The 24,190-nt window shown below is 70.7% G+C and carries 22 protein-coding genes and 1 pseudogene; 14 read left to right on the top strand and 9 right to left on the bottom strand.

Going from position 1 to position 24,190, the window contains the following annotated elements; genetic code table 11:
• Nucleotides 1–141 precede the first annotated feature (141 nt).
• From gcvPA to AMK22_RS32735, 6 genes are read left to right on the top strand one after another with little or no spacing between them, the layout of a single operon-like run.
• Complete coding sequence (gene gcvPA, locus AMK22_RS32760) at nt 142–1,542, top strand: aminomethyl-transferring glycine dehydrogenase subunit GcvPA (protein WP_073791041.1); 1,401 nt, start codon at nt 142–144, stop codon at nt 1,540–1,542.
• On the top strand, nt 1,539–3,236 hold the full coding sequence (gene gcvPB, locus AMK22_RS32755) for an aminomethyl-transferring glycine dehydrogenase subunit GcvPB (RefSeq protein ID WP_073791022.1): 1,698 nt from the start codon (nt 1,539–1,541) through the stop codon (nt 3,234–3,236). The genes gcvPA and gcvPB overlap by 4 nt, the downstream gene beginning before the upstream one ends.
• A gap of 4 nt (nt 3,237–3,240) precedes the next feature.
• A complete protein-coding gene (locus tag AMK22_RS32750) occupies nt 3,241–4,443 on the top strand; it encodes an ATP-NAD kinase family protein (protein ID WP_073791021.1) in 1,203 nt (400 codons plus the stop codon).
• 26 nt (nt 4,444–4,469) lie between these two features.
• Complete coding sequence (locus AMK22_RS32745; RefSeq protein WP_073791020.1) at nt 4,470–5,237, top strand: SDR family NAD(P)-dependent oxidoreductase; 768 nt, start codon at nt 4,470–4,472, stop codon at nt 5,235–5,237.
• 5 nt (nt 5,238–5,242) lie between these two features.
• On the top strand, nt 5,243–6,208 hold the full coding sequence (locus AMK22_RS32740) for a 3-hydroxyacyl-CoA dehydrogenase family protein (RefSeq protein WP_079186528.1): 966 nt from the start codon (nt 5,243–5,245) through the stop codon (nt 6,206–6,208).
• Nucleotides 6,201–7,517 (top strand): MFS transporter, encoded by a 1,317-nt coding sequence (locus AMK22_RS32735; RefSeq protein WP_079186525.1) that lies wholly within the window; start codon nt 6,201–6,203, stop codon nt 7,515–7,517. The genes AMK22_RS32740 and AMK22_RS32735 overlap by 8 nt, the downstream gene beginning before the upstream one ends.
• A 296-nt stretch (nt 7,518–7,813) precedes the next feature.
• Here AMK22_RS32735 and AMK22_RS32730 read toward each other — a convergent pair whose 3' ends face one another.
• Nucleotides 7,814–8,359: an MFS transporter gene (locus AMK22_RS32730; RefSeq protein ID WP_073791017.1), complete on the bottom strand. Its 546-nt coding sequence runs from the start codon at nt 8,357–8,359 to the stop codon at nt 7,814–7,816.
• A gap of 235 nt (nt 8,360–8,594) precedes the next feature.
• Between AMK22_RS32730 and AMK22_RS41425 the strand changes: the two are divergent.
• Nucleotides 8,595–8,817, top strand: a pseudogene (locus AMK22_RS41425) (DUF2201 family putative metallopeptidase); the annotation flags it as partial.
• Nucleotides 8,818–9,075: 258 nt separating this feature from the next.
• On the opposite strand, the gene AMK22_RS32720 reads toward AMK22_RS41425, so the two are convergent.
• Entirely contained in the window at nt 9,076–11,259 is a 2,184-nt protein-coding gene (locus AMK22_RS32720; RefSeq protein WP_073791016.1) for a TerD family protein, read from the bottom strand.
• Between the two features lie 157 nt (nt 11,260–11,416).
• Between AMK22_RS32720 and AMK22_RS32715 the strand changes: the two genes are divergently transcribed.
• On the top strand, nt 11,417–11,689 hold the full coding sequence (locus AMK22_RS32715) for a hypothetical protein (RefSeq protein WP_073791015.1): 273 nt from the start codon (nt 11,417–11,419) through the stop codon (nt 11,687–11,689).
• A 170-nt stretch (nt 11,690–11,859) separates the two neighbouring features.
• Here the strand turns inward: AMK22_RS32715 and AMK22_RS37840 are convergent, their stop codons facing one another.
• Nucleotides 11,860–12,063, bottom strand: a complete 204-nt coding sequence (locus tag AMK22_RS37840; protein ID WP_079186527.1) for a DUF3761 domain-containing protein — start codon at nt 12,061–12,063, stop codon at nt 11,860–11,862.
• Nucleotides 12,064–12,203: 140 nt separating this feature from the next.
• Here AMK22_RS37840 and AMK22_RS40285 point away from each other — a divergent pair, with 140 nt between their 5' ends.
• The gene (locus tag AMK22_RS40285) at nt 12,204–12,389 is read left to right on the top strand and encodes a hypothetical protein (protein ID WP_199883375.1); all 186 of its coding nucleotides are present in this window, start codon (nt 12,204–12,206) and stop codon (nt 12,387–12,389) included.
• Here the strand turns inward: AMK22_RS40285 and AMK22_RS32700 are convergent.
• Nucleotides 12,356–12,640 (bottom strand): hypothetical protein, encoded by a 285-nt coding sequence (locus AMK22_RS32700; protein WP_143203625.1) that lies wholly within the window; start codon nt 12,638–12,640, stop codon nt 12,356–12,358. The genes AMK22_RS40285 and AMK22_RS32700 overlap by 34 nt on opposite strands.
• Nucleotides 12,641–12,705: 65 nt before the next feature.
• A complete protein-coding gene (locus AMK22_RS32695; RefSeq protein ID WP_199883373.1) occupies nt 12,706–13,425 on the bottom strand; it encodes an IS6 family transposase in 720 nt (239 codons plus the stop codon).
• 127 nt (nt 13,426–13,552) lie between these two features.
• Here AMK22_RS32695 and AMK22_RS32690 point away from each other — a divergent pair, with 127 nt between their 5' ends.
• The 5 genes from AMK22_RS32690 (at nt 13,553) to AMK22_RS32670 (ending at nt 19,892) form a co-directional block, all read left to right on the top strand.
• On the top strand, nt 13,553–13,966 hold the full coding sequence (locus AMK22_RS32690; protein ID WP_199883372.1) for a hypothetical protein: 414 nt from the start codon (nt 13,553–13,555) through the stop codon (nt 13,964–13,966).
• A 363-nt stretch (nt 13,967–14,329) separates the two neighbouring features.
• A complete protein-coding gene (locus tag AMK22_RS32685; RefSeq protein WP_073791012.1) occupies nt 14,330–14,884 on the top strand; it encodes a hypothetical protein in 555 nt (184 codons plus the stop codon).
• A gap of 248 nt (nt 14,885–15,132) precedes the next feature.
• Complete coding sequence (locus AMK22_RS32680) at nt 15,133–15,603, top strand: GNAT family N-acetyltransferase (protein ID WP_073791010.1); 471 nt, start codon at nt 15,133–15,135, stop codon at nt 15,601–15,603.
• A gap of 202 nt (nt 15,604–15,805) precedes the next feature.
• Nucleotides 15,806–18,136, top strand: coding sequence for a M9 family metallopeptidase (locus AMK22_RS32675; RefSeq protein WP_242434249.1), 2,331 nt, complete (start codon nt 15,806–15,808; stop codon nt 18,134–18,136).
• A 1,207-nt stretch (nt 18,137–19,343) separates the two neighbouring features.
• A complete protein-coding gene (locus AMK22_RS32670) occupies nt 19,344–19,892 on the top strand; it encodes a hypothetical protein (protein WP_073791006.1) in 549 nt (182 codons plus the stop codon).
• Here the strand turns inward: AMK22_RS32670 and AMK22_RS32665 are convergent.
• The 4 genes from AMK22_RS32665 to AMK22_RS32645 form a co-directional block, all read right to left on the bottom strand.
• Nucleotides 19,849–20,640, bottom strand: coding sequence for an IS5 family transposase (locus tag AMK22_RS32665; RefSeq protein WP_073791005.1), 792 nt, complete (start codon nt 20,638–20,640; stop codon nt 19,849–19,851). The genes AMK22_RS32670 and AMK22_RS32665 overlap by 44 nt on opposite strands.
• A 322-nt stretch (nt 20,641–20,962) precedes the next feature.
• The gene (locus AMK22_RS32655) at nt 20,963–21,688 is read right to left on the bottom strand and encodes a transposase (protein WP_242434248.1); all 726 of its coding nucleotides are present in this window, start codon (nt 21,686–21,688) and stop codon (nt 20,963–20,965) included.
• Between the two features lie 121 nt (nt 21,689–21,809).
• Nucleotides 21,810–23,210, bottom strand: coding sequence for a serine/threonine-protein kinase (locus AMK22_RS32650; protein ID WP_079186524.1), 1,401 nt, complete (start codon nt 23,208–23,210; stop codon nt 21,810–21,812).
• Between the two features lie 6 nt (nt 23,211–23,216).
• Nucleotides 23,217–23,999, bottom strand: coding sequence for a serine/threonine protein kinase (locus tag AMK22_RS32645; RefSeq protein WP_199883371.1), 783 nt, complete (start codon nt 23,997–23,999; stop codon nt 23,217–23,219).
• Nucleotides 24,000–24,190: the final 191 nt, after the last annotated feature.

Here is a 24,190-nt window from a genome sequence, read left to right as displayed (position 1 = left end):
CACACCCCGCCGAGCCGGGCGCTGGACATCCTGTACATCCGCGTTTCCTCCTTCGCTGCTCTGTACAGATCGGACCGGCGGGAAGCTGTGGCTGACTTCTCGGGTCACCCGACCTGGGACCGCGAAAGGCACGGCACACAGATGGGCGCACCACCCGCACACCCGTACATCCCCAACGCGGCGGCGGACACCGAGCGCGCGATGCTCGACGTGATCGGCGTCGCCGACGTCGACGAACTCCTCGCCTCGATCCCCGCTAAGCTGCGCATGAGCCGCCCGCTCGACATCGGGCCGCCGCTGACCAGCGAGTACGAGCTGTCCCGCCACATGATGGGCCTGCTCGGGCGGAACGCCACCGTCGATGAGAACCTGTCGTTCCTCGGCATGGGCTGCTACGACCACTGGGTCCCCGCGGTCTGCGGCGAGGTCAACGGCCGCGCCGAGTTCCTCACCGCCTACGCCGGCGAGGCCTACGAGGACCACGGCAAGTGGCAGGCCCTCTTCGAGTACGTCTCCCTGATGGCGGAACTCCTGGAGATGGACGTCGTCAACGTCCCCACCTACGACGGCTTCCAGGCCGCCGCGACCGGCCTGCGGATGGCCGGGCGGATCACCGGACGCCCCCGGGTGCTGGTGACCGGCGCAGTGCTCCCGGACAAGCTCGGCAAGATCGAGGGCTATCTGGACGGCGTCCTCGCGGTCGACATGCTCCCCGTCGACCCCGCCACCGGTCTGACCCGGCCGCAGGACGTGGCCGCGCGCCTCGGCGACGACGTCGCCGCGGTCTACCTGGAGACCCCCAACGCCTATGGCGTCCTGGAGCGGCACGCCCGTGAGATCGCGGCTGCCGCGCACCGCGCCGGCGCGATCGTGGTGTGCGGGACCGACCCGCTCTCCCTCGGCTTCGTGGACCCGCCGGCCCGCTGGGGCGCGGACATCGTCTGCGGTGACATCCAGTCCCTCGGCCTCGGTCTCCACTACGGCGGGGCGCACGGAGGGTTCATCGCCACCCACGACGATGAGCGGTTCGTCTTCGAGTTCCCCTCCCGGCTCTTCGGCCTCGCGCCGACCCGGAAGGCCGGCGAGCTCGGGTTCTGCGACGTCGCCTACGAGCGCACCTCCCTGGCCCGCCGGGAGGAGGGCATCGAGTGGGTGGGCACGGCCGCCGCCCTGTGGGGCATCACGGCCGGCGTCTACCTCTCCCTGATGGGACCCGGCGGCATGGCCGAGCTCGGGGCCGGGGTCGCGTCCCGCACCCGGTACGCGATGCGCAGCCTCGCCGAGGCCGGAGCCGAGGTGCTGCACGCCGACGCCCCGCACTGGCGCGAGTTCGCCGTCCGCTACCCGGGCCGCACCGTCGCCGAGGTCGACGCGCTGCTGCGGGAACGCGGGATCTTCGGCGGCGCAGAGCTGCCGTCGTCCCTCCTTTCCGGCACTGGCGGACCGGGGGACGGCGGGACCGCCCTCGTCTGCGTGACGGAGAAGCACACGACCGCCGACATCGACCGGCTGGCCGGCGAGCTGAAGGAGATCCTGCGATGACCGACCGGGCGACCATCCATGACGAGGCCGCAGACAGGGCCGCCCCGGCCGGTGCCGCGGACGGCCGGTGGCAGGCGCGCAAGGGCCTGCGGCGCGAATACCACGCCCCCCGCTGGGACGAACCCGTCATCTTCGAACTCGACGACCGGGGCCACCGCGGGATCGCGGTCCCCGGCACCGACGACGCCCTCGCCACCGCCCTGGCCGACGCTCCGGAGGAGGCGGTACGACGCGCGGACGCGCCCGCCCTGCCTCGGATCGGGCAGTCGCAGGTGCTGCGGCACTACCTCCGCCTGTCGCAGGAGACCCTCGGCGCCGACCTCAACGTCGACATCGGCCAGGGCACCTGCACCATGAAATACAGCCCGAAGGCCAACGAGCGGTTCGTCTCCGCACCGGGCAGCGCCCGGCTGCACCCGCTCCAGCACCCGTCCACCGTCCAGGGCGCGCTGGAGATCCTCGCCGGGCTCCAGGACATCCTCCGCGAGGTGTCCGGCATGGACGCGGTCTGCCTCCAGGCGGGCGCCGGATCCGCGGCGATCTACGCCAACGTCAAGACCGTGCAGGCGTACCACCGGGCCCGCGGCGAGCACGAGCAGCGGGACGAGATCATCACCACGGTCTTCTCCCACCCGTCCAACGCGGCGACCGCTCGGACCGCCGGCTACAAGGTCATCACCCTCTACCCGGACGAGACGGGGTTCCCCGACCTGGACGCGTTGCGCGGGGCCGTCTCGCAGCGCACCGCGGCCCTGTTCATCACCAACCCCGAGGACACGGGCATCTTCAATCCCCGGATCACGGAGTACGTCGAGGCCGTGCACGCGGTCGGCGGGGTCTGCGTGTACGACCAGGCGAACGCCAACGGGCTCCTCGGGATCACCCGGGCCCGCGACGCGGGCTTCGACCTGTGCCACTTCAATCTGCACAAGACGTTCTCCACACCGCACGCCTGCGGCGGCCCCGCGGCGGGCGCGATCGGCGCGACGGACGAGCTCGCCCCGTTCCTGCCGGGCCCGCGCCTGGTGCGCGGCGAGGACGGGCTCGGCTGGGAGGACGGCGGCGCCACGGCAACGGCCTCCGTCCGCCCCTTCTACGGCGTCGTGCCCAACCTGGTCCGCGCCTACGCGTGGGCCAGGGCGCTCGGCGGCGAGGGACTGCGGCAGGTCGCCGAGACCGCGATCGTCAACAACAACTACGTCCTGGCCTCGCTCGCCGACGTCGACGGTCTCTCCGTGCCGTACGCGCAGGGACAGCACCGCATCGAACAGGTGCGCTATAGCTGGGCGGAGCTGACCGCGGAGACCGGCGTCACCAGCGGTGAGATCGGCGCGCGGATGGCCGACCACGGCATGCACTACTGGACCAGCCACCACCCGTACGTGGTGCCGGAGCCGGTCACCCTCGAACCGACCGAGTCCTACTCCCGGCGCGAACTCGACGAGTACGTCGCGGCGATCAGGCAGACCGCCCACGAGGCCCGGACCGACGCGGAGCTGGTGCGGGCCGCCCCGCACCGCAGCTCGATCCACACCGTCGACGACGAGGCTGTCGGCGACCCGGACACCTGGGCGACCTCCTGGCGCGCCTACCGGCGCAAGTACGAGGGCGAGGTCTTTCCCGAGCCCGAGCGCTGGCAGGCCCCGGCGGGCCTGCCGCTGCCCCAGCGACCGCCCAAGGCGAAGCACCGGTGAGCACATGCCGACCGTAGGACTCCTCATCAACCCCGTCGCGGGCATCGGCGGCCCGGCCGGGTTGCGGGGCAGCGACGGAGCCGACACCCAGCGGCGCGCCCGCGAGCGCGGCGCGGTCGCGGCCGCGCCGCGGCGGGCCCGGGACGCGCTGGCCGCCCTCGTCGAGGCCTGGCCCGACACACCCGTGCTCACCGGGGGCGGTGGCCTGGGCGAGAACGCGGCCCGGGCCGCGGGTTGCCGCGTCGGGGTGGTCCACCGGGCTCCTGCGGGCACGACCACTCCCGAGGACACCCGGCGCACCGTCACCGCACTGCTGGACCGGGGCGTCGACGTCGTCCTCGTCGCGGGCGGCGACGGTACCGCACGGGACGTCGCAGCCGTCTACCGGAACGCCGCGGGCGCCGCCGGAGCCGCCGGAGCCGACGGCCAGGGCCTGCCCCCGGTCGTCGGCGTACCCGGCGGCGTGAAGATGCACTCCGGCGTGTTCGCGCGCTCGCCGCGGACCGCGGGACTGCTGGCCGCGGAGGTGCTGCGCGCCGCAGCCGCCGGGCGCGCCGTGACGACCCGCCAGGCGGAGGTGGTGGACCACGACGAGGAGGCCCGGCGCGCCGGGGTGCTCTCCACCTCCCTCCACGGCCACCTGCCCGTCCCGGCCCGGACGGCGGGGTTGCAGGGAGGCAAGGTGGGGGCCGGCAGCTCCGGGGGCGACGCCGCCGGGGTCGCGGGGCTCGCGGCCGAGTGCGCCCGCCGGATGCGGGAGCACGACCTGTGGGTCCTCGGACCGGGCACGACCGTCGCCGCCGCCGCCCGCGCCCTCGGGGTGGACAACACCCTGCTCGGGATCGACGTGGTGGACGGCGGGACGACGGTCGGCCGCGACGTGGACGCCCGGCGCCTGGCGGATCTCACCGCCGGTCGGCGTCCGCGGCTGCTCCTGTCCCCCGTGGGCGGACAGGGCATGATCTTGGGGCGCGGAAACCAGCAGCTGGACGCGGCGTTCCTGGCGCGCCTGCGACCGGCGGACCTGCTCCTCGCCGCGACGCCCGAGAAGCTGGCGGCGCTCGCCGGCGGGCCGTTGTGGGTGGACGCTCCGACGCCGGAACTCGGTGATCTCCTCGCCGGCCACCACCGGGTGGTCACGGGGTGGCAGCAGTACGCCGTGTTGCCGGTGCGCAGCGCCAACGCGGCCGGGACCGACGTCGCATGACGACCTCGACGAGGGAAGGACACACGATGAACGACACACCCACTGCGGCGCGGGGGCGCCCCGTGGCGATGATCACGGGAGGGGCGGGGAGCTTCGGCTCCGCAAGCTGCCGCCGCTTGGCCGCCGACGGCTTCGCCGTCGCGGTCAGCGACCGGGACCTGGCCGCCGCCGAACGGACGGCGGCCGGAATCGACGGCGCGTTCGCCGTCGGACTGGACGTCACGGACGCGGATGCCGTTCGGGCGGGTGTCGACGCCGTACTGGGGTGCCACGGCCGCCTGGACGTCGTCGTCAACAACGCGGGCGTCGCCCCGCCGGGGACCATGTCCACCACCGGACTCGAGGCGTTCGACGCCACGCTGGCGATCAACCTGCGTGGTGCCTATCTGGTGACGGCCGCGGCCATGGAGGCGTTGACGGCCAGCCCGCGCGCCCGTGTCGTCATGATCGGCTCCCGCACGTGGCTGGCCGGCGGCAACCCCGCCTACTCGGCGAGCAAGGCCGGAATGGTGGGCCTGTGCCGGTCGGTGGCGCAGGACCTCGCCCCGACCGGCGGGACGTGCAACGTGGTGGCCCCCGGTCCCGTGGAAACCGGGTTCGTCGACGCCATGGGCATGGGCGACACCCGGCGCGAGAACTTCGAGCGGTATGCGCGCATGACGCCCCTCGGCCGGGTCGCGACGCCGGAGGACATCGCCTCGGCGGTCGCGTTCTTCGCGTCGCGGGAAGCCAGCTTCATCACCGGCGAGACGCTCAACGTGGCGGGCGGGCTCCAGCTCGCCCCGAAGCTGTGACCGCCATGGGCGCCCGTCCCGGAGGAGAGACGCAGGGCGCCGCGACCGCGGCCACGGGTGCCACCACGACCCCGGACCGGAATTCCTCGACGGTCCCCGACCTCGGTGCCGCCACGCTCCTGGTGCTCGGCGCGGGGAAGATGGGCCTGGGCCTCGCGGAACTGGCCGTCTCCCGCGGTCATGCGGTCCAGATCGTCGAGCCGGACCCCGCGTCCGCACGGCGGGCGCGCGAGCGGCTGGCCACCGCTTCCCCCGACGGCACTGCGCACTCGGCGCGCGTGGTCGGCAGCCTCGCCGAGTGCGTCCCCGCGGACATGGTCGTCGAGGCCGTGCCCGAGGACCCGGTCCTGAAGACGGAGATCCTGCGGAAGGCCGAACGGCTGGTCGCCGACGGCGGCCTCCTCGCGACCAACACCAGCTCGCTGGCGGTCACCGAGATGGCCGCGGCCCTGGACCGGCCAGAACGCTTCTGCGGAATGCACTTCTTTCAACCGGTGCCCACCACGCCGCTCCTGGAGGTGATCCGCACCCCGCAGACCGGCGACGTGGCCGTCGCCACCGCCTCCGCGTGGGCGCGCCACCTCGGCAAGACGGAGATCCGCTGCGCCGACTCCCCGGGCTTCGCCACGAGCCGTCTCGGAGTGGCGATCGGGCTGGAAGCGATGCGGATGGTCGAGGAGGGCATCGCCCCACCCGAGGACATCGACACCGGGATGGAACTCGGCTACCGGCACGGTGTCGGACCACTGCGCATGAGCGACATGGTCGGCCTCGACGTCCGGCTCGCCATCGCCGAGCATCTGGCGGCCACCCTCGGCCCCCGCTTCGAGCCGCCGCGGATCCTGCGCGACATGGTCTCCGCCGGACAGCTCGGCGAGAAGACTGGTCAGGGATTCTTCCGCTGGCCGCACACCCCCGACCCGCCCACCACGGCGGCCCTCACCAGCGAAGGCGGAAGACCTCATGACTGACACGACGGCACCCCCCAGAACGGCCGACGAGACGCCACGGCGCACCGTCTCACCCCACAAGGTGGCCTTCGCCAGCTTTATCGGCACCAGCATCGAGTGGTACGACTTCTTCCTCTACGGCACGGCGTCCGCGCTCGTCTTCGGGGACCTGTTTTTCCCCACCGGCGACCCGCTGATCAGCACCCTGCTGGCGTTCGCCACCTTCGGCGTGGGATTCGCCGCCCGACCCATCGGCGGCGCGGTCTTCGGCAGCCTCGGCGACAAGCTGGGCCGCAAGAAGGTCCTGGTCGTGACGCTGCTGGTGATGGGCGCGGCGACCGCGGCGATCGGCCTGCTGCCCACCTACGGGCAGATCGGGGTGGCCGCGCCGATTTTGCTGGTGCTCCTGCGTCTCGTCCAGGGCTTCGGGGTTGGCGGCGAGTGGGGCGCGGCCGCGCTGATGGCCGTCGAACACGCGCCCAAGGGCCGCCGGGGGTTCTTCGGGAGCATGCCGCAGATGGGCGTGCCCGCCGGCACGATCCTGTCGACGGGCGCCTTCGTGCTCATCAACCGCATGGACGAGCAGACCTTCCTCTCCTGGGGCTGGCGCATCCCGTTCCTCGCGAGCTTCCTGCTGGTCATCGTGGGGCTGCTGATCCGGGTCTCGGTGGAGGAGTCGCCGGAGTTCGAGAAGCTGGTGAAGGAGAAGAAGCAGGTCGCGATGCCGCTGCGCTCCGCGGTCCGCGACCACTGGCGCGTCATCCTGCTCGCGGGCGGCATGCGGTTCTCGGAGAACTCCGTGTTCTACGTCGTCACCGTCTTCCTGCTCAGCTACGGCACCACCGCGCTCGGCCTCGAACGCGCGGCGCTGCTCAACGCGGCGCTCATAGCGGCGTTCGTGGAGATCCTGACGATCCCGTACTTCGGGGCTGTGTCGGCCCGCTTCGGCGCACGTCGGATGTACCTGTCCGCGGCGGCGCTTTCGGTGCTGCTGGCCTTCCCGTTCTTCCTCACCGTCAACACCGGCAACATGGTGGCCGTCACGATCGCCATGATCGTCACCATCGTCGTGGCCTGTGTGATGTACGCGCTGCAGCCGTCGATGATGGGCTCGCTGTTCCCGGCGGAGGTGCGATCCAGTGCGGTATCGATCGGATACCAGATCGCCGCAGTGTTCGCGGGCGGTCTGTCCCCGTTCATCGCGACCGGCCTGTACGCCTGGTCGGGCGAGCAGTGGTGGCCCATCGCGGCCTACATGATGGTCATGGGGCTCATCACCTGGATATGTACCCACCTCGCCACGAAGCGGTACGGCGGCCACCTCACCTGACCGCTCCCGCGACTCGTGCGGCACGGAGCCGACGCGCCCGTACCCCGGTGCGCTCCGGAATCCGCCTCCTGCGGCCCCGGCCCGCCCCTCGCCGTTCCGGCCCGCCCGCTCCCTCGCAGCGCCACGAGGGAGCGGGCGGGCCCGTGCCCCTGGTGGAGATGCGCACCGTGTGCGCGCAGCGCTCGGTGGGCCGGGCACCGCGTGATCACGGCGCCGAGGTGGGCCCGAAACCGGCGCTCGCCCCGCCTCCTTGCGGATACCGCACCCCCTGGTGACACCCCGGCGACGACCGGCCCTCAGTCGGTGTCAGGCAGCAGAGGCGCGCTCAGGACCACGGCGGGGAGAAGAAGTGCCGTGCCCGCGACGACCGCGATCCAGAACCCGTTGCCCGCGCCGAGGCCGTCGATCACGGGCCCGGCGGCTGCGGGACCGATCGCGGTGCCGAGGCTCAGGCCCGCGGTCGACCAGGTGAGGGCCTCGGTGAGCGAAGCCTGCGGGACGTTCTTCTCGATGAGCCGGGAGCTGGGGATCATGGTGGGGGCGAAGAAGACTCCGGCGACGAAGACCGTGAGGGACAGCGCGCCGATCGATCCGACGAACACCATGGGCACGGTGGTCAACGCGGTGGCGACGAGGCCGACCCTCAGGAGCCCGCCGATCGGGCGCGTGATCGTCCTACTGCCGAACACGAAGCCCGAGAGGCATGATCCCGCCGCGTAGAGGGACAGCACGATGCTCGCCAGTGCCGTGTTGCCCCCGGCCTCGGCGAACGCGACGGAGACGACATCGACGGCGCCGATGATCACTCCCATCGCCGTCATGGCGACCACGACGACGGCCACGGTCGGGTCCGAGAGAACGTGAAGGAGACCCGGCCGGACCGTTCCACGCCGGACAGGCAGGGGGGCGCACCAGCGGGCCCGGCAAGACGCCGCCACCGTCCTGGGCGTGCAGCGCCCGGTGGTCAGCGATGTCGAGCGAGGGTGGCCACGGCGCGATGCCTGGGCCGGACCGCAGCGGCGCCAGCCCGGGCAGACGGCGGGCTGAGGGGACCTGGGCGGCGGCAGGTCTTGGCGGATCGGCGGCTGGGTCCGTGTGCACGGTCGTGGCGGCACCGTCCTCCAGCCGGGCATCGACCTCCTTCAGCGCGCGGACGACTTCCCGCCGACGGCGCCCCGTACTCGTCATCACGGACGGCTGTTGCGACGTGCTCCGCGTCCGTACCGAACACGCGTACCTCGTCCCGGAGGGTGCCTCGCTCCCCTTCACACCCCAGGGTCCGGTGTTCCGTCTGCGCTGAGGGCTGTCAGGCGCGTCGGTGGGGTGGCGCCGTCGGTTCGCCCGTACCGCCTCTGGACCCTCGACGGCTGGACCGGGCAAGCCCGGCATGGGGCGGGGCTTGCCCGGGTCAGGGGCGGATCGGGCCTGGGCAGACGACAACGCCGGGTGCCATGTGGCACCCGGCGTCAAGTCGGGGACGAGGAAAGCGAAGGGGCTAATTTCAGAATGGTGTGAGAAGGAAGTCCCTTCATGGCCTCGCCGGGGTCGACGTTATCAGTCAGCCAGGGATCAAGTCGCGCAGATTTTCCGGCGTGATGATCCGTGAGTCCGGGTGCAGTCCGTCCGGACGTTCCAGCCCGATGTACGTGACCGGGCCCTGCGGCGCCGTCGTGCCGTCCCACCGTGTGGTGGCCGTGGCGCGGTCGGCCATAAGGTCGGTGAGGTGGCGGACGGTGAGCTGCTCGCGCTCGACGACGGCGCGCAGCAGCGCCGCGACCGATACGCGGTTCCCTTCGACCCGGTTGGAGTTGGGGTTGCCCTTGAGGTACAGGTGCAGCCACTTGGCGTGCCACCTGCTGTCGTCCCCGCGTACGAACGCCAGGGGCAGCGCGACGCGGCCCGGGCCGCGCAGTTCGGACTTCATGCGGACCGTACGCGGCTCGAAGGGGCGGCCCCGCTGGTCGGCGTCGCGCAGCATGAAGCCGAAGAACGACTCCTCGGTCTCCTCGAAGCCCTCGCCCGAGTAGATGTTGACCTGCGGGACGATGAAGGCGCCGCGCGCGGCGCCCAGGCGGAGGTTGATGAACTCCGAGGCGCCGTCCGGGGCGTCGGTGATGTCGCCGGAGTGCTCGCCCTCGAGCTGGGTGAGGGCGGTGTACGACAGCCACCCGATGGTCTGGAATTCGGCGTCCAGCATCAGCGCCGACAGGTCGTAGTCGGTGGAGCGGCTCGTCTGCTTCCAGTACACGAAGAACCGCAGCAGTTCGCCGTCGACCGGAGACCGGGAGCCGCGGGGCAGCACGCCGAGGCCGGCCGCCGTCGCCCGGCCGCTCAGCGGCAGCGCGACGTCCAGGACGTCCGGGTCGATCAGCAGGTGTCCCGGGGCCGGCAGGCGGCGGCCCAGCTCGGCGTCCAGGGCGGCGAGCACGCGGTCGCGTTCGGCTGCGGGCATCGGGGCGCGGGTGTCGTCGGTGACCCAGGCGCGTCCGAGCCGGTTGACGAACACCCGGCGCCCACCGCCGTCCTCGTGCTGCTCGGTGCGGTTGTGAAGGTGCTCGCGCACGGACAGCAGGACCCGGCCGGCCACCTGCGGGGCCACCTGTTCGGCGGCCGCGACCACCGCCTCGCGTTTCTCCTGGGTGGCGCCGACGCGCAGCAGCCGGTCCAGCGCGCGGAACAGCCTGCCCGGCGCGGCCGTGAGCAGCCGTACGGCTCCGGTGACGTCGCCCGCGCCGAGCAGTTCCTCGACCCGGCTGTCGAGGGACCGGGCCTCCCGTTCGCCCCGGGCGACGGCGAACACCTCGGCGGCGTGCGGCCAGCGCGCCCGGTACTCGTGCGCGTGCAGGCGCTCGCCGAGCCGCTTGAACGCCTCGCTGTGCGCCGCCACGTCGGCCAGCTTGGCCGGGGACGCCGCGACGACGGCGTCGAGACCCGCCAGCAGGGCGCGGCGGACCCGGCGTGAGGGAGACGGGAACCGGGTCGGCTCGGTGAGCGTCACATCGCTGTCCGACAGCGCGCACGCGAGACGCAGCACGTCGGTCACGGTGTCGACGAGGAGGTCCGACCCGGTCTCGAGCCGGGCGCGGTTGACGACGGCGCGGTTCTCCCGCACCGGAATCGCCTCGGGCTGAGGGCCGTCCACGCAGTGGCCCGCAAGCGCCGCCAGATCGAGCAGGGCCTCGTCGCCCAGCGGCGTCGTGCTCCCGGCCAGGGCCAGGTACAGCGCGCTGACCTCGTCGTCCGGCGCACCGCCCAGGTGCAGAACCGTCACGCGGTCGCCCGCCGCGGCGATCAGCTCGTCGTGCACGGCGAGCATCGCCGCGTACGTGTGCTGGTACGTCCCGTACGAGGGCAGGGTCAGCAGGTCCACCGCGCCGGTGCGGAGCTGGTCGAGCGTGCCCTCGCGGGAGATGTGGTCGGCGAGCGCCTGGGCGATGCACTGGTGCCAGAACTCGTATGTGTCCGGCACATTGGCCGGGAAGTCGATGAAGTACGCGTTGTGCTGAACGTGGTCCCCGACCATCGCCCGGACGGTCTCCAGCGTCCGTACGGCAGTATCGACGACCGTCCCCTCGGACAGCGCCGACAGGTGCTTCAACAGGTCTGCCGAGAGCTTGAATCCCACGGACATCAGCGCCGCGTCGAACTGCCGTGCCACGACATCCCCTTGCCCGCTTGGACCAGGGGTGGAGGGAAGGCGGTGGGCGTGCCGGATGACCAGGGGCTCGAAACGGTGGACCATCCGGGCATGTTCCCAGACCCATACGAACCGACGCACTTGGGTTTTCGAACATCCATCGCAGCCTCGCCCCGCCACACTGCGGAACGAGGGGCCGATGAAGGGTGCCAAGGAGGGAGTCGTCCGGGCCCGGACAGGGGTCTGCTCCAGCTGACCGGCGGTGCTCGCCGTCCAGACCAACAACATCAACGCCGCCCGCGAGTTCGCCGACGCCGAGCCGCGGATGCCCGAGCCGCTCGTCGACGTCGCAATGCGGATCGTTGTCCCGGTCACCGCACTGCCCGGCCCGCAGGCGAGCGAGCCGTGCCAGGACGCCTTGGAGACCCTCGGGCGCGTGGAGACACTCCGGCAGACAGCACCATCGCGGCCTTCGACAGTGGCACGGAACGGGCCGCCGCCGGACGCGCGGCCCTTCAAAGCACCGCCGGGGTGAGCCGTATCAGCACTCGCCAACCGCCGCAGTCGGTGCCCAACGCCTATCTGGAATCGTCCGGGCAGGCGGGCCACCGTCCAGGGAAGGCTCGCCCTGGACCGACCGGCGGAGACCCGGGGAACCGCGTGCGGTCCGCGTGGCAGCGGCCGCGCCGTTCGCGGGCCTGCCGCCTACTTGTACCAGTAGCGAACGCCTCCGTGGTGGCTGCAGGTGCCGCGGAACTTCGCCGCGTAGCTGTACGTGCCGTCATTGCACTGGGCGATCGCGCCCGCCGGGTGCGGGCTGCCGACCCGGCACACGCGACTCGGGCGGGCCGGCGATCTGGTGCGTACCAGGGACCGACTTCCCTTCCCAGACCAACGGCTTCCAGGCATCGGGCCCTTGGGCTGGCATCGTCAAGGGGATCACCCTGCAACTGCCGCCCTTCCTGTACACCAGCTCGGCGAACATCCTTGCCGACCTGCGTGCCCGTGACGCCGCCTCCCCCGCTGGTGTTTTCGGTGCGGGCTTCGAGGTGACCACCAACCCGTACCCCACCACCGGCACGGGCCTCCAGTCCGGAGCCTTCTCCCGCTACGACGACCCCAGCCAGATCATCGGCGTCTTTGGCTGGCAGGAAGGCCCCAACATGAGCTCCACCCACTTCGGTCATGAGGCGCAGGCCGTCTACAACGCCGCCCAGTCGGCGCCCCTGACGTAGCCCGGCCGATACCGCACCCGGGCCACGTTCTCTCCATGCACCGGGTGGGCAACGTGCGACAAGGCCATCACATCGAGAGACCCGCTGCCATGGCGCAGCGCGTTGGCGTCGGCGATGTGATCCACCGCCGCATCAGCTGCATCCCTGACGCTGTCGGCCAGGATGAAGCCAACCTGGGCAGCCACATTCACGAGGGCCGCCTGAGAAGCTTCTCCGGCTTGCTCCCGCAGCTCTTCCGTCGGCGTTGTCACGTTGTTGGGTGCGTGGGTGTCTGACGGTGCGTCGAGGTGTGGTGGGGCCGGGTGCCGGCCTGGGCTCAGGCCGCGGTAGGTCGGCCGGTGACGCCGGTGATCTGCTCCCAGATGGTGAAGCGGGTGGTCATTTCGGCTCGGTGTTCGGATGCGGTCATCAGGTGGCGTCGGGGTCGGAAGTGGGGTGAGATACCGCTGGACGCGGATAGGAACCGCTGGGCCCCGCCCACGCTGCGGAAGCCCTTCGTCGCCCGTTCACGTTGCCTCGTCGGCTGGTGGCTGTTCTCGGCCCGGTTGTTCAGGCTCTTGTGCGAGCGATGCTCCACCGAGGGCATGACCTCGCCGTGAGCGGCGCCGTAGGAACGCAGCTCGTCGGTGACGACCACCCGCGGCACCCTGCCCGTCTTCGTCATCAGCCCGCGGAAGAATCGCCTGGCTGCGGCCTTGTCCCGCCGGTTCTGAACAAGAATGTCCAGGACATTGCCGTCCTGGTCGACCGCCCGCCACAGGTACTTCTGCTCACTGTTGATCTTGATGAAGACCTCGTCCAGATGCCACTTGTCCCCGGGGCGGGGCCGCCGGCGGCGCAGCGCGCCGGCGTACGCCTGGCCGAACTTCAGACACCAGCGGCGCACGGTCTCGTGGGAGACGATCACGCCGCGCTGGAACATCAGCTCCTCCACCTCACGGAAACTGAGCGGGAACCGGAAGTACAGCCACACGCAGTGCGAGATGACCTCGACCGGGTACCGGTGCCCCTTGTACGACGGCGGTGCACCCACCACGGACGACTCCCCCCAACGTGATCAACCCGAAGATCAACCCACGGGCCAGCCAACGTGACAGCGCCCTCCGACGGCCTCCTCAAAGATCGGCGCCGCCGGCTTCAGAAGGTTCCTCGCTCTGGCACAGATGCGGCATACCGTTCCCGGCTCCGGGAAGAGCTGGGGCCTCACCCAGATCACCGCCGGTGACCAGCTCCGGCTGATGCAGCTACTGACGACGGAGAACGCGGTGCTCGGCCCCGCGTCGCGCGGCTACGCCCTCGACCTGATGAATCACGTCACGCCCGGCCAGAAGTGGGGGGTGCCCGCCGGATCACCCGCCACGGCAACGGTGCACATCAAGAATGGCTGGCTGCCACGCACCGCCGGCGGATGGCGGGTTCACAGCGTGGGAGCCTTCACCGGCGGCGGTCACGACTACGGCATGGCTGTCCTCTCCACCGGCAGCCGCACCATGGACTACGGCATAGGAACCATCGAAGGAGCGGCCCGCGTCATCCACCACGACCTGAGCGGCGCGGGTTCTGCGGCGAGCCGCTGACCGGAGGGCTACCCGGTCCGGCTGATGCTCCAGGCATCGGCTACGACACCGAGCACCGGACTCCGCACCGGCCAGCAAGGTGGACGTCCGAAGGGCCAGCGGCTCAGGTCACGCCTGCCCGTTCCCTGGTCGGAGCCGATGGCCGCTTGGGGGTCGGAGTGGTGGGGTCGCCGCGGAGGAAGAGTGCCTGGGCGGAGGGGTCCTGCTCTTCCCCCGCGGCGAGTCGGGGCACGGAAAGGGGTTGTCCGGAACTCCGGCGGCCTACCGGGCGCAGTTCCCGGCCGGTGCCGCCCGGTGGGGTCGGATGTCGCAGGTGTCGAGCATCTGGGACAGGGCCGCGGTCTCGGCGGGGTTGGCGGTGAGTTGGTAGCCAGCCTTCACGCTGATCCAGCGGCTGCGACCGAGGCGTTCTACGACCGGCTGGAAGCCGCCTGGGCCGCCTCCACCCGCCGCGAGGTCACCGACATCCTGTTCGAGCTGCGTGCCACCCGGCCACAGGGCGACGTCCTCCATGTCGACTCCGGTCCCTTCCCGCTGCTGGAAATGCTCGTGCCCTGCATCGCCGAAACTGCACGTCACTGGGACAAGCGCCTGGGAGAGCCCGTCAGCGTGCTCACCGACGAGCAGAAGACACTCACCGACGAACGGATCGGCCTCCTGGGCCGCACCTCGGGTGCCACGCCCTCGTCCCGCATCGGCGGCATCCCACTGCAGCATCTGCTACGCGACACTTCCACCGATCACCCCTCCGTGCAGCTCGCCGGCGCCACCGCAGCCGTCGCCGTCCGCCGTGCCGGTGTCGACTCTCCCGCGGCCGATGACCTGTGCTCCAGCGTGATCCCGCTCATCAACGACGAATCGCTCCTGCGCTACGACAGTGCCTCCGCCCTTGCCGCACCCGGCGCAGCACCCCATTGACCCTCGACGTGCCCCCCAAGGCACCGCTGCCCTGAACTCGGCGCCTGGGTTCTGGACATGCGCCGAGCAGACCGACAGCCCGGGGGGTGCCCCTATCTCTTTCGTCAAGTGTCGGGTCGGGGTGTTCGGCCCAAAGTCGCGCTTCGTGGACCACAGCGTGGAGCCGAGGGGAGGGTGGCGGTGTCGCCGTCTGCAGGGGGTGTGCAGCATCGGGAAAATCACTTGATCCGCTGGCTTACGGTTCCCGCATGACGACTACGCTCCGACTGGCAAAGGTCACTGCCGCCAACTTCGATGTCGCGATCGGCCTGAAGGTTCGCCCTGACCAGGAGCACCTGGTCGCGCCCGTCGTGAAGTCCCTCGCCGAGGCGTACGTGTACCCAGGCGTAGCTTGGCCCCGCATCATCTTCGACGGCGACCGACCCGTCGGCTTCCTCATGGCCTTCCTCGACATCGACTTCGCAGGCGACGGCAGGGGCACCGACATCCGCTCGGGCCTGTGGCGGCTTAACATCGCGGCCGGCGAACAGGGCCGCGGCTATGGCCGCTTCGCGGTCGAGTCCGTGGCCGCTGAAATCCGCCGCCGTGGCGGCACCCGCCTGACCACCACCTGGCACCCGGGCGAGGACGGCCCCGAGGGGTTTTATCTGGGGCTCGGGTTCCGGCCGACAGGGGAGATGAGCGGGGATCAGAAGGTCGGGGAGTTGGCGTTGGGCTAGGTAGATCCGGCGGACGTTGCGTTCCGCATGCCCGCGTGTGCAGGAGTCCTCCCCCGCAGAGGCTCAGGGCGAACGCAAAGATGTGGGACGGTAATCCGGTCCGGGATCTTCCTGTGCGGTGCGACATGTGCCATTTTACATGTCACACATCAATGGCCGCTTGTTCAACGTGCGGCCACGACGGCCCCGGAGGCCCCAACAGATGCGCCCCTCCCGGATATCAACGGCCAACGCGCGCAGGCTCCCTGCGCTCGGCGCCGCATTCTTCATCGCGTTCGGCCTGTTCGCACCACAGAGCCAGGCCACCCCCGTCGGCGCCGTGCCCCAGGCCGGGGCCAACGCCGCCGGCCCCGCGGCCTCGGCGCCGCGGTCGATCCCGGTCCCCAAGTCGCCCGACGCCACGACCGACGGCTCCGGCTTCAAGATCTCCTCGCAGGACTCCCTCGAAGAGTCCGCCCCGGCGGCCGCCCCGACCACCGAGCGCGCCAAGGCCGGCAAGCAGTTCTCGGCCGCCGCCGGCGGGAACGAATGCGGCGACCTGTCCGGAGTGATCAACGCCACGGGCAGCGCGCTAATCCAGCAGCTCAAGGCTCTCCCCGAGGTCACCTGCACCTACCCGCTGTTCAACCTCACCGGCACCGACGCCCAGAAGACGTTCCGCGAGCCCCAGATGGTGACCGTCGCCAACGCGCTCCGCGACGCCTCCGCCACCTACCCGGGCGACAACAGCACCTCCGTAGGCCAGTTGGTGATGTTCCTGCGCGCCGGCTACTACGTGCAGGACAACCACCAGGATGTCGTCGGTGACTACGGCACGGCGCTGCAGGCCTCGGCCCGCGGCGCGCTGGACGCCTTCTTCGCCGCCCCGCGCAGCAAGGACGTCACCGACGCCAACGGCGACACCCTCAACGAGGTCGTCACGCTCATCGACAGCACCCACGAGGCCGGTCGGTACGCCGGCGTCGTCAAGTGGATGCTCGCCAACTACGACGCCACCTGGCCGAGCCGGATGACCCTCTCCCTCGAGAACGCCGAGCGCGTCATCGAGAACGGCTTCGATGCCAAGAACGACGGCCGGGGCTGGCGGGCCGCGCTCAAGGCCGACCCCGCGATCCTCAACACCTGGGCCGACTTCATCACCCGCAACGAGACGCAGCTGAACCGCTTGGACGTCATCAGCAACGTCGGCCGCTTCCTCGGTTACGCCCTCGATGTCCCCGAGCTCAAGGACCGGGTCCGGCCGCTGCTGAAGGACCTGATCAACCGCTACCCGAACATTGGCCCCACCGCCCCGATCACCATGAACCTGGGCTGGGCCACACGTCAGTACGACAAGGGCAACTGCGAGGCCTACGGCATCTGCGACCTGGGCAGCCGCGTACTCCCGGTGGTCCTGCCGATCCAGCACACCTGCACCCCGGGCCTGAAGATCCGCGCCCAGGACATGTCCCCCGGACAGCTTGCCACCACCTGCACCAGCCTGATCAACCAGGACGCCTACTTCCACCGCGTGATCGGCGACAAGGGCGCGATCCCCGACGACGTGAACACCAACCTGGAGGTCGTCGCCTTCGACGACTACACCCAGTACTCGCTGTACGCCTGGGCCATCTACGACATCGACGTCGACAACGGCGGCATGTACGAGGAAGGCGACCCGTCCAAGCCGGGCAACCAGGCCCGCTTCATCGCACACGAGGCGTCCTGGCTGCGCCCCAAGTTCGAGATCTGGAACCTCAACCACGAATACACCCACTACCTCGACGGCCGCTACAACATGTACGGCGACTTCGACGCCAGTCAGACCACGCCCACCATCTGGTGGGTCGAGGGCATCGCCGAGAACATCTCGTACGGCTACCGCCAGGAGCGCAACGCCAACGCGATCGCCGCAGCCGGCAAGAACACGTACAAGATCAGCGAGTTGTTCGACACCGTCTACGGCCAGGACGACGACCCCGACGTCAACTCGGCCCGGGTCTACCAGTGGGGCTTCCTGGCGGTCCGCTACATGCTGCAGGCGCACCCCGCGGACATCGAGACCGTGCTCGGCAAGTACCGCACCGGTGACTGGAACGGTGCCCGCACCTTCCTGAAGCAGACCATCGGCACCAGCTACGACGCCGACTTCGCCACCTGGCTGACGACCACCTGCGCAACCGACGACTGCGGCCCCCTGCCGGAGGCCCAGGCCACCCCGCTCTGCACCAACGCAGACACGCGACAATTCGACAAGAACTGCCGCCGGGACAACCTCGCGGCCACCACCGGCAACTACAGCAACCACTTCCTGTACCTACCGGTCGGCGTCAAGCAACTGACCATCACCAGCACCGGCGGCACCGGCAACGCCGACCTGTACTACAACGGCACCAGCTGGGCCACCACCACCTCGTACCAGGCGAAGTCCACCAACGCCGGCAACAACGAGACGCTGACCATCAACAACCCGCCCTCCGGCTGGGTCTACTTCAGCCTCGACGCCGGACAACAGGACTTCAGCGGCGTGAGCGTCACCACGCAGTACCAGTAGGCCGCTCCACCGAGAACCCTCCCACGATGGCCTCCAGCGCGAGTGCGACGCCGTCTACGCTGAGACCCAGTGCCAGGAGAACTCGCGCAGCGTCTCCCAGAAGCCACAGCTGATCGCCCTTGGCATCACCGCCCTCATCCGGCGCCTCCTGACACCCGGGCCCTGACGCCGCGCACTATCGCGCCCCGCCCCCGAGCCCACCAGGCCCGGCGGCGGGGCACGGTAGTGCGCGGCGCGGCCAGTGTGACCGCCCCCGCGTCGGTCAGCACAGTCTTCAGCGAGGTGCCGTTGCGACTGTTGCCCGAACCGCGACCCGCCACCGAGCACCTCGGCCGTCTCCACATCCAGCGCCCGCCCGCGTCGTCGCCGAGCTCAGGCACCGCTTCGATGCCCTGCCTCGGGCATCGAACTTGGGCCGCTGACCGAGCAGGTCTCCAACAAGCCGCGCGCCGCCTATCGGTGTAGTCCCAGACCTGAAGTTTCCCCGTGATGTGTGTCCTGAACATGGAAGGAAGTGTTTGTAGGAGCAGTTTCCAGAAGTGATGCTGTGTGAGAGATGAAGGTTTTGTGGCCCTTCGGAGCCGCCCTGCGGGGGGAGGCTTCAAACCGCCTCATGCTGCGTTAGCTGAAGACTGTCGTGGTGAGCGATGAGGAAAAGGCGTCGTAAGAGGCGTCAGGTGGGGACCGGAAAGACGAACGTAAGTGAATCGCTGCTGACGTGTCGTAAGGAAACCGGATGACATCGAAACCGGAGTGTGTCATGAACTCCGGGATGAGCCTGGCGGGTGCCCGTCTATTGGCCAGGTGGTGTCCGGCATGGAGGCGACGTGAGTCCGGTCTGCGGCTCTCGCATGGAACAGGAGAAGGCAGGCGCTGATACGCCTCGACCTATGTCGGGGGAGAGGGAGTGCCCCAAGCGGTAGAGGCCGCAAGGGGTCGAGTACCGACGTGGCACCTGCTGGCAGACCGGCCCGTAGTAGTGACGAAGCCTCTGTAATGGGGGTGGAGCGAAGGGGCCGGGTCGTTCGTGACTGAGTTGATCACATCAACCGGGCGACAGCCCGGGAGGAGTGCGATGGGCCAGTTGAAGTCTGAGAGGTTGTTGTCTTTCCGAGTCTGACGGCTGCGTTTTCGCTGGTCAGGGGTAGGGGCGGCGTCGGTGTGGGAGTGATGGATCGTCGTTTCGTCGCTCTCGTGGAGGTCACGGATGCCGTCGGTTGTCGGACTGTTGGAACAGCACGAGCTTGCCGCCCGTCGTCGTGTGGACGGGCTGCGTGAGGAAGCCGACCGGATCCAGGCCGAACTCGTGACGGCCGAGCAGGAGTGGTTGGAGTGGACAATCGCCCGCGAGCGTGTGGGTGCGGTGCTGTCCGGGCCGGGCGGGAGTCCGGCCGACGCGGTGGCCGCCGAGCGACCGGGCGGTGCCGGGACGGAAGCCGAGGTGCAGGCGTCACCGCCCATGGCGGCGAAGGCGAAGTCGCAGGTTCCGGTGTGGCGCGAGGGGCTGGCCCGGACGGCACTGTCGGCGGACTACCAGCGCATCCTGGCCGCTCTCGCGGACCGGGTCCGCCTCGGTCAGGGCCCGCTGACCTGCCAGGAGATGGCCTCCGCCTTCGGCATGAACGTGGTGCCGGCCAAGGTGGAGGCGCTGAGGTCGAAGGCGAAACGCCTGGTCGCGCGAGGCTGGCTGGCCGAGCCGGCACCGGGCCGGTTCACGCTCGCGCGGGGCGTGAACGGGTCAGACGGCGGGTCGTGATCATGGTCATCGACCAGTAGACCATCGCCTCGGCGGTGTTGGTGCGGCGTTCGAAGTCGCGCACCAGGCGGCGGCTTCGCATCAGGTGGGCGAAGAGCCGCTCGACGATCCACCGCTTGGGCAGCACCACGAAGCCGCGCGTGTCGTCGCTGCGCTTGACGATCGCCAGGACCAGGACGAACGCGGCCAGACAGTGCTCGACGAGGCTGCCGGTGTAGCCGCCGTCGGCCCAGACGAGTTCCAGCCGGTGATGGGCGTCGGCCACCTGCTCGAGGAGCTCCTTCGCGGCGGCGCGGTCACCGATGTCCGCCGCGGTGACCATCACGCCCAGCAGCAGGCCGAGGGTGTCGACCACGACGTGCCGCTTGCGTCCGTTGATCAGCTTCCCGCCGTCGAAGCCGCGGCTGTCGGAGCCGACCACGGCGTCTGCCTTGACCGACTGCGAGTCGATCACCCCGGCCGTCGGCTCCACATCCCGCCCCGCCTTCTGGCGGACCCGGCCGCGCAGCCGGTCGTGGAACTCCCTGACCAGCACGTGGTCGTGCCAGCGGCGGAAGAACGCATAGACCCGGTCCCACGGCGGGAAGTCGGCCGGCATCGCCCGCCACTTGATGCCGTTGTCCTCCAGATAGCGCACCGCGTCCAGCATCGCCCGGTGACAGTACGCCTCCGGCTGCCCGCCCCGGCCCCGCAACCAGCCCGGCACCGGCAGCAGCGGCCGGACCACGGCCCACTCCGCGTCCGTCATGTCAGAGGGATACCGCCGTACACGCTCGGAGTGATCGGCCGCATTACCGAACCGGTGAGCGGCACAATCACACGCCGGAGCGGCCGAGTTGAACTCCACCGGCGCGAGCACGTACAACTGCGGCAACAGGGTCTCCTGGATCTCGGTCGGCTTCGCAACCCCGAGCTACCAAGAGGCCCTGCCTTCATGCCCGCGGCCAGCCGCGATCACCCGAACGAGACTCCCGTTCGACACCCAGCCCTCAAGATCGGAACGACAACAGCCTCTCAGATCAAGCCGTTTGATATCTCGAAATGGGAAGTCAAGGAGGCGTGGGAGGAAGTCAGGGCGAACAAGGGTGCACCCGGTGTGGATGGGCAGAGCACCAGCGCAGGCGCCCGGCGGCATCACGGTGGTAGTTCTGCATCATGATCTGCAGTAGGGCCTGGACACGAGGACCGGACGCGCGGTCCGCTCCGTGCCGGTAGAGGTGCTCCAGGAGCCGGACGGCGTCGTGCCCGGTGGCAAGGATCCTCGTCATGGGCTTGGTGGGGTTCTTCCCCAGACGGACCGGCCGACCGTAGCGGAGTCCCCAGTCCTCATCGACCAGCCCGTCGAGCAGATGAGGGGAGATGCCGGCGATCTCCTCAAGTGCGGCGCGGAGGGCCTCGGCGATCAGTTCCAGGCAGGTCAGGTCGCGGACCGCCGCCAGGACATGAGTGGAGTCGGTGCGCTGCATAGTACGCTCACGCACCAGCCCGGCCTCCTTGCGCCGCATCAGCGCCAGGTCCAGGAGGCGGTCGGCACGGCCGTCCTCGGCAAGACGGTCGCGGAAGTCTGTCAGCACGCTGTGGTGGAGGCCGGGATCCTCCAGCTCCATGGCCATCGCGTATTTGAAGTCGATGCGGCAGCGGACCGCTTCGGCGGCCTGCCGGTCCGACAGGCCGAGCAGGAACTGAAGCACACAGACAGTGGCCAGTTGAGCGGGCGAGAGCCCCGGACGCCCGTCCCTGGGGTACCAGGCGGTGAAGTCCTCGTCACGCCACAGACCGTCCAGCAGGTCACGCACCCATATCGCCGTCGTGCCACCCGGGTTGCTCGACAGCTTCGTCGGTCGGCGGAACTACCCAAGCATGCCCGCCGACCATGCCGCCGCACCGGGAAACTCCAAGATCCCCGACAGAGTCAAGCTAAGACCTTCCCGGACCGGGGCAGCGCGGCAGGGCCGGGTGGTCGCGGGTACGGACGGCGGGCAGCCAGGCCGTGGTGACCGCGCCAGCCCGCGGCAGCCGGACACGGAACCAGACCGAGGAGCGGTGGTCCTCCTCGTCGATGATCGGCTGCCCGTCCGGGAGTCGGCAGTCCGCGTCGAGGGCGTCGCCGTGCCAGACGCGCACGGGGACGACGTTCTCGGCGGTGTACGGCCGCTGCGGGTCGATCGCCAGGCCGAGGCTGCACTCGGGGATGCGCTCCGGGCGTTCCCGGCAGCCCTGGTCGGCGTTGAACACCCGGATCCAGGCGGGGTCGTCGTCGGCGCCGCCGCGGCCTGCATACGACCAGACGGCGCTGCCCGCGGCCGTGCAGACGGCCAGCACGAGCAGCGCGGCGCGCAGCACGCGCCGCCGCCGGGGTGCGGGGCGGCCGCCGGCCGCGATGCGGGCGAGCAGGCCTTCGGCGGTGTGCGGGGCACGAGCCGCGTGGCTCGGCGCGAGGCAGTCGGTGGCGAGGGCGCGCCAGAACTCCGGGACCGCCGGATCCAGCCGCAGGGCGGTGCGCCTGGCGGCGTACTCCTGCACGGCGGCGCCTCGGGCGGTCGGGGTGGCGCCGGGGAAGGGCCGGGCGCCACCGGTGAAGACCTCGTGGACGACGATGCCCAGGGCCCAGATGTCGGTGGTGGGCCGGATGCGGACGCCCTGCTCGCCGAGGGGTTCGCGCCAGCGTTCGGGCGGCAGGTAGTCGAGGGTGCCCATCGGCGGGGCGTAGCCGTGGGTGCCGGAGAGTTCGACGGCGAAACCGAAGTCGGAGAGCCGGACCTCGCCGTCCGTGCCGATGAGGATGTTCTCGGGTTTGAGGTCGGCGTGCACCCAGCCGGCGGCGTGCAGATGGGCGAGGCCCTGGCAGATACCGGTGATCAGGCGGGCGGCCTCGGCCGCGCCGACCGGGGTGGCCAGGCGTTCGCGGAGGCTGCACCGGGCGCGCTCCATGACGAGGACGATCGCCCCGTCCAGGGCGGGGCGGTCGGGGGCGGCGAGGACGAGGGAGCCAAGCAGCCGGACCAGCCGGGGGTGGCCGGTGGTGCGGGCGAGTTCGGCCTCGCGGCGGGCGGCCTCGGCGACGTTGCGGGCTTGGCGCGGGGCGAGGCCGGAGGTCGGCATGACCTTGAGGGCGACCGAGGGCACATCGGCTCCCACTCCGGCCTCGGCCGGGTCCGCGGGGTGCGCGGCGTAGACAGTGGCCCAGGCGCCGGAACCGAGGGGCTCGTCAACGATCCAGTCGCCCACCCGGTGGCCCGGAGACAGGAGTTCCGGACCGTCGCTGTCCCAGGTGCCGCTGCCGGAGGGCTCGTACGGCATAGGTGTGGTCGGCGGCATCGTGGCTCAGCCCCGCGCCTCGGGCGGGTGCGGTTTGGGCCAGCCCGGCAGGAGCGCGAGGTGGTCCTCGGTGACGATCCCGAACTTCAGCGCGAGCCCGACGACGGCCTCCCGCTTACCGTTGCGGCGGTCGGCGCGGCCTGCCGCGTCCGGGCCGGGCGCGCCGATCCGCAGCTTCTCGTCGGCGAGGTAGTCGATGTGCGCGCTGACGGCCCGGGCGGTGAGCCGTGCGTACCCGGGATGTCCGCGCAGCCGTTCGACGACCTGCGGGGTGGTGGGCACGGCGGCAGGTGAGCTGTCGCGGAGCCAAGGCTCGCAGAGCGCGACGAGGACGAGGAAGTACGTGGCGGTCTCGTCGAGCGAGTACGCAGTGAGGGTACGGCTCTCCCAGGAGCCGCCGGCGGCGTGCGGGTCCAGGTAGACGTGGTCGGGGGCGAACACCTGGAAGGAGAGCGGGGTCTCGCGACGCGAGGGCAGCACCACGCGGGAGAACTCGAAGGGGATGGGTGCGCCGAGGCGGCGGGGCGGGACGCGCAGGTACTCGCCGGCGCCCTCGGGGTTCTCGACCAGATAGCCGTGGGTGACACTGAGGTTGCTGAGCTGCCAGTGGTCGTCGGTGGCGCGGATCTCCCCGGCGAGGCGCGACACCGCCTCGTCGGCGAGCCGGAGTTCGACCGGTGTGGTCGCGGACCCTCGCCCGAACCGCACCCGCTCGCCCGGTCCGAGCCGCAGGGTCACGGCCGTGTCGCCGCCGTTGCCCTCCGGTAAGTGGACAACGATCCCGCTCACCGCACCGCTCCCCCGTCCCGTGCGCCGATGGTTGCCCGAACACGGCTAACGTTACCGTCTGCGCGCGGGGATTCACCGCGTGGCATCGGCCACTTCGGGTGCGCGGGAGGGGCGTGTGGGGCGCGGAGTGGTGGTGTGCCCGGGTTTGCCGGACCCGGCCACCTGGGCGGGCCGGGTCCGGACTCGGGAAG

Source organism: Streptomyces sp. CB01580, assembly GCF_001905795.1.
Classification (GTDB): Bacteria; Actinomycetota; Actinomycetes; order Streptomycetales; family Streptomycetaceae; genus Streptomyces.
Note: the sequence above shows the minus strand (reverse complement) of the source record. Positions and strands in the feature narration are given on the sequence as shown.

Excerpts from the sequence above, each read along its gene's own strand:
- gcvPA (WP_073791041.1), top strand. The coding sequence starts at position 142 with ATGGGCGCACCACCCGCACACCCGTACATCCCCAACGCGGCGGCGGAC.
- gcvPB (WP_073791022.1), top strand. The coding sequence starts at position 1,539 with ATGACCGACCGGGCGACCATCCATGACGAGGCCGCAGACAGGGCCGCC.
- AMK22_RS32750 (WP_073791021.1), top strand. The coding sequence starts at position 3,241 with ATGCCGACCGTAGGACTCCTCATCAACCCCGTCGCGGGCATCGGCGGC.
- AMK22_RS32745 (WP_073791020.1), top strand. The coding sequence starts at position 4,470 with ATGAACGACACACCCACTGCGGCGCGGGGGCGCCCCGTGGCGATGATC.
- AMK22_RS32740 (WP_079186528.1), top strand. The coding sequence starts at position 5,243 with ATGGGCGCCCGTCCCGGAGGAGAGACGCAGGGCGCCGCGACCGCGGCC.
- AMK22_RS32735 (WP_079186525.1), top strand. The coding sequence starts at position 6,201 with ATGACTGACACGACGGCACCCCCCAGAACGGCCGACGAGACGCCACGG.
- AMK22_RS32720 (WP_073791016.1), bottom strand. The coding sequence starts at position 11,259 with ATGGTCCACCGTTTCGAGCCCCTGGTCATCCGGCACGCCCACCGCCTT.
- AMK22_RS37840 (WP_079186527.1), bottom strand. The coding sequence starts at position 12,063 with ATGCCTGGAAGCCGTTGGTCTGGGAAGGGAAGTCGGTCCCTGGTACGC.
- AMK22_RS32690 (WP_199883372.1), top strand. The coding sequence starts at position 13,553 with ATGCGGCATACCGTTCCCGGCTCCGGGAAGAGCTGGGGCCTCACCCAG.
- AMK22_RS32680 (WP_073791010.1), top strand. The coding sequence starts at position 15,133 with ATGACGACTACGCTCCGACTGGCAAAGGTCACTGCCGCCAACTTCGAT.
- AMK22_RS32675 (WP_242434249.1), top strand. The coding sequence starts at position 15,806 with ATGCGCCCCTCCCGGATATCAACGGCCAACGCGCGCAGGCTCCCTGCG.
- AMK22_RS32670 (WP_073791006.1), top strand. The coding sequence starts at position 19,344 with ATGCCGTCGGTTGTCGGACTGTTGGAACAGCACGAGCTTGCCGCCCGT.
- AMK22_RS32665 (WP_073791005.1), bottom strand. The coding sequence starts at position 20,640 with ATGACGGACGCGGAGTGGGCCGTGGTCCGGCCGCTGCTGCCGGTGCCG.
- AMK22_RS32650 (WP_079186524.1), bottom strand. The coding sequence starts at position 23,210 with ATGCCGCCGACCACACCTATGCCGTACGAGCCCTCCGGCAGCGGCACC.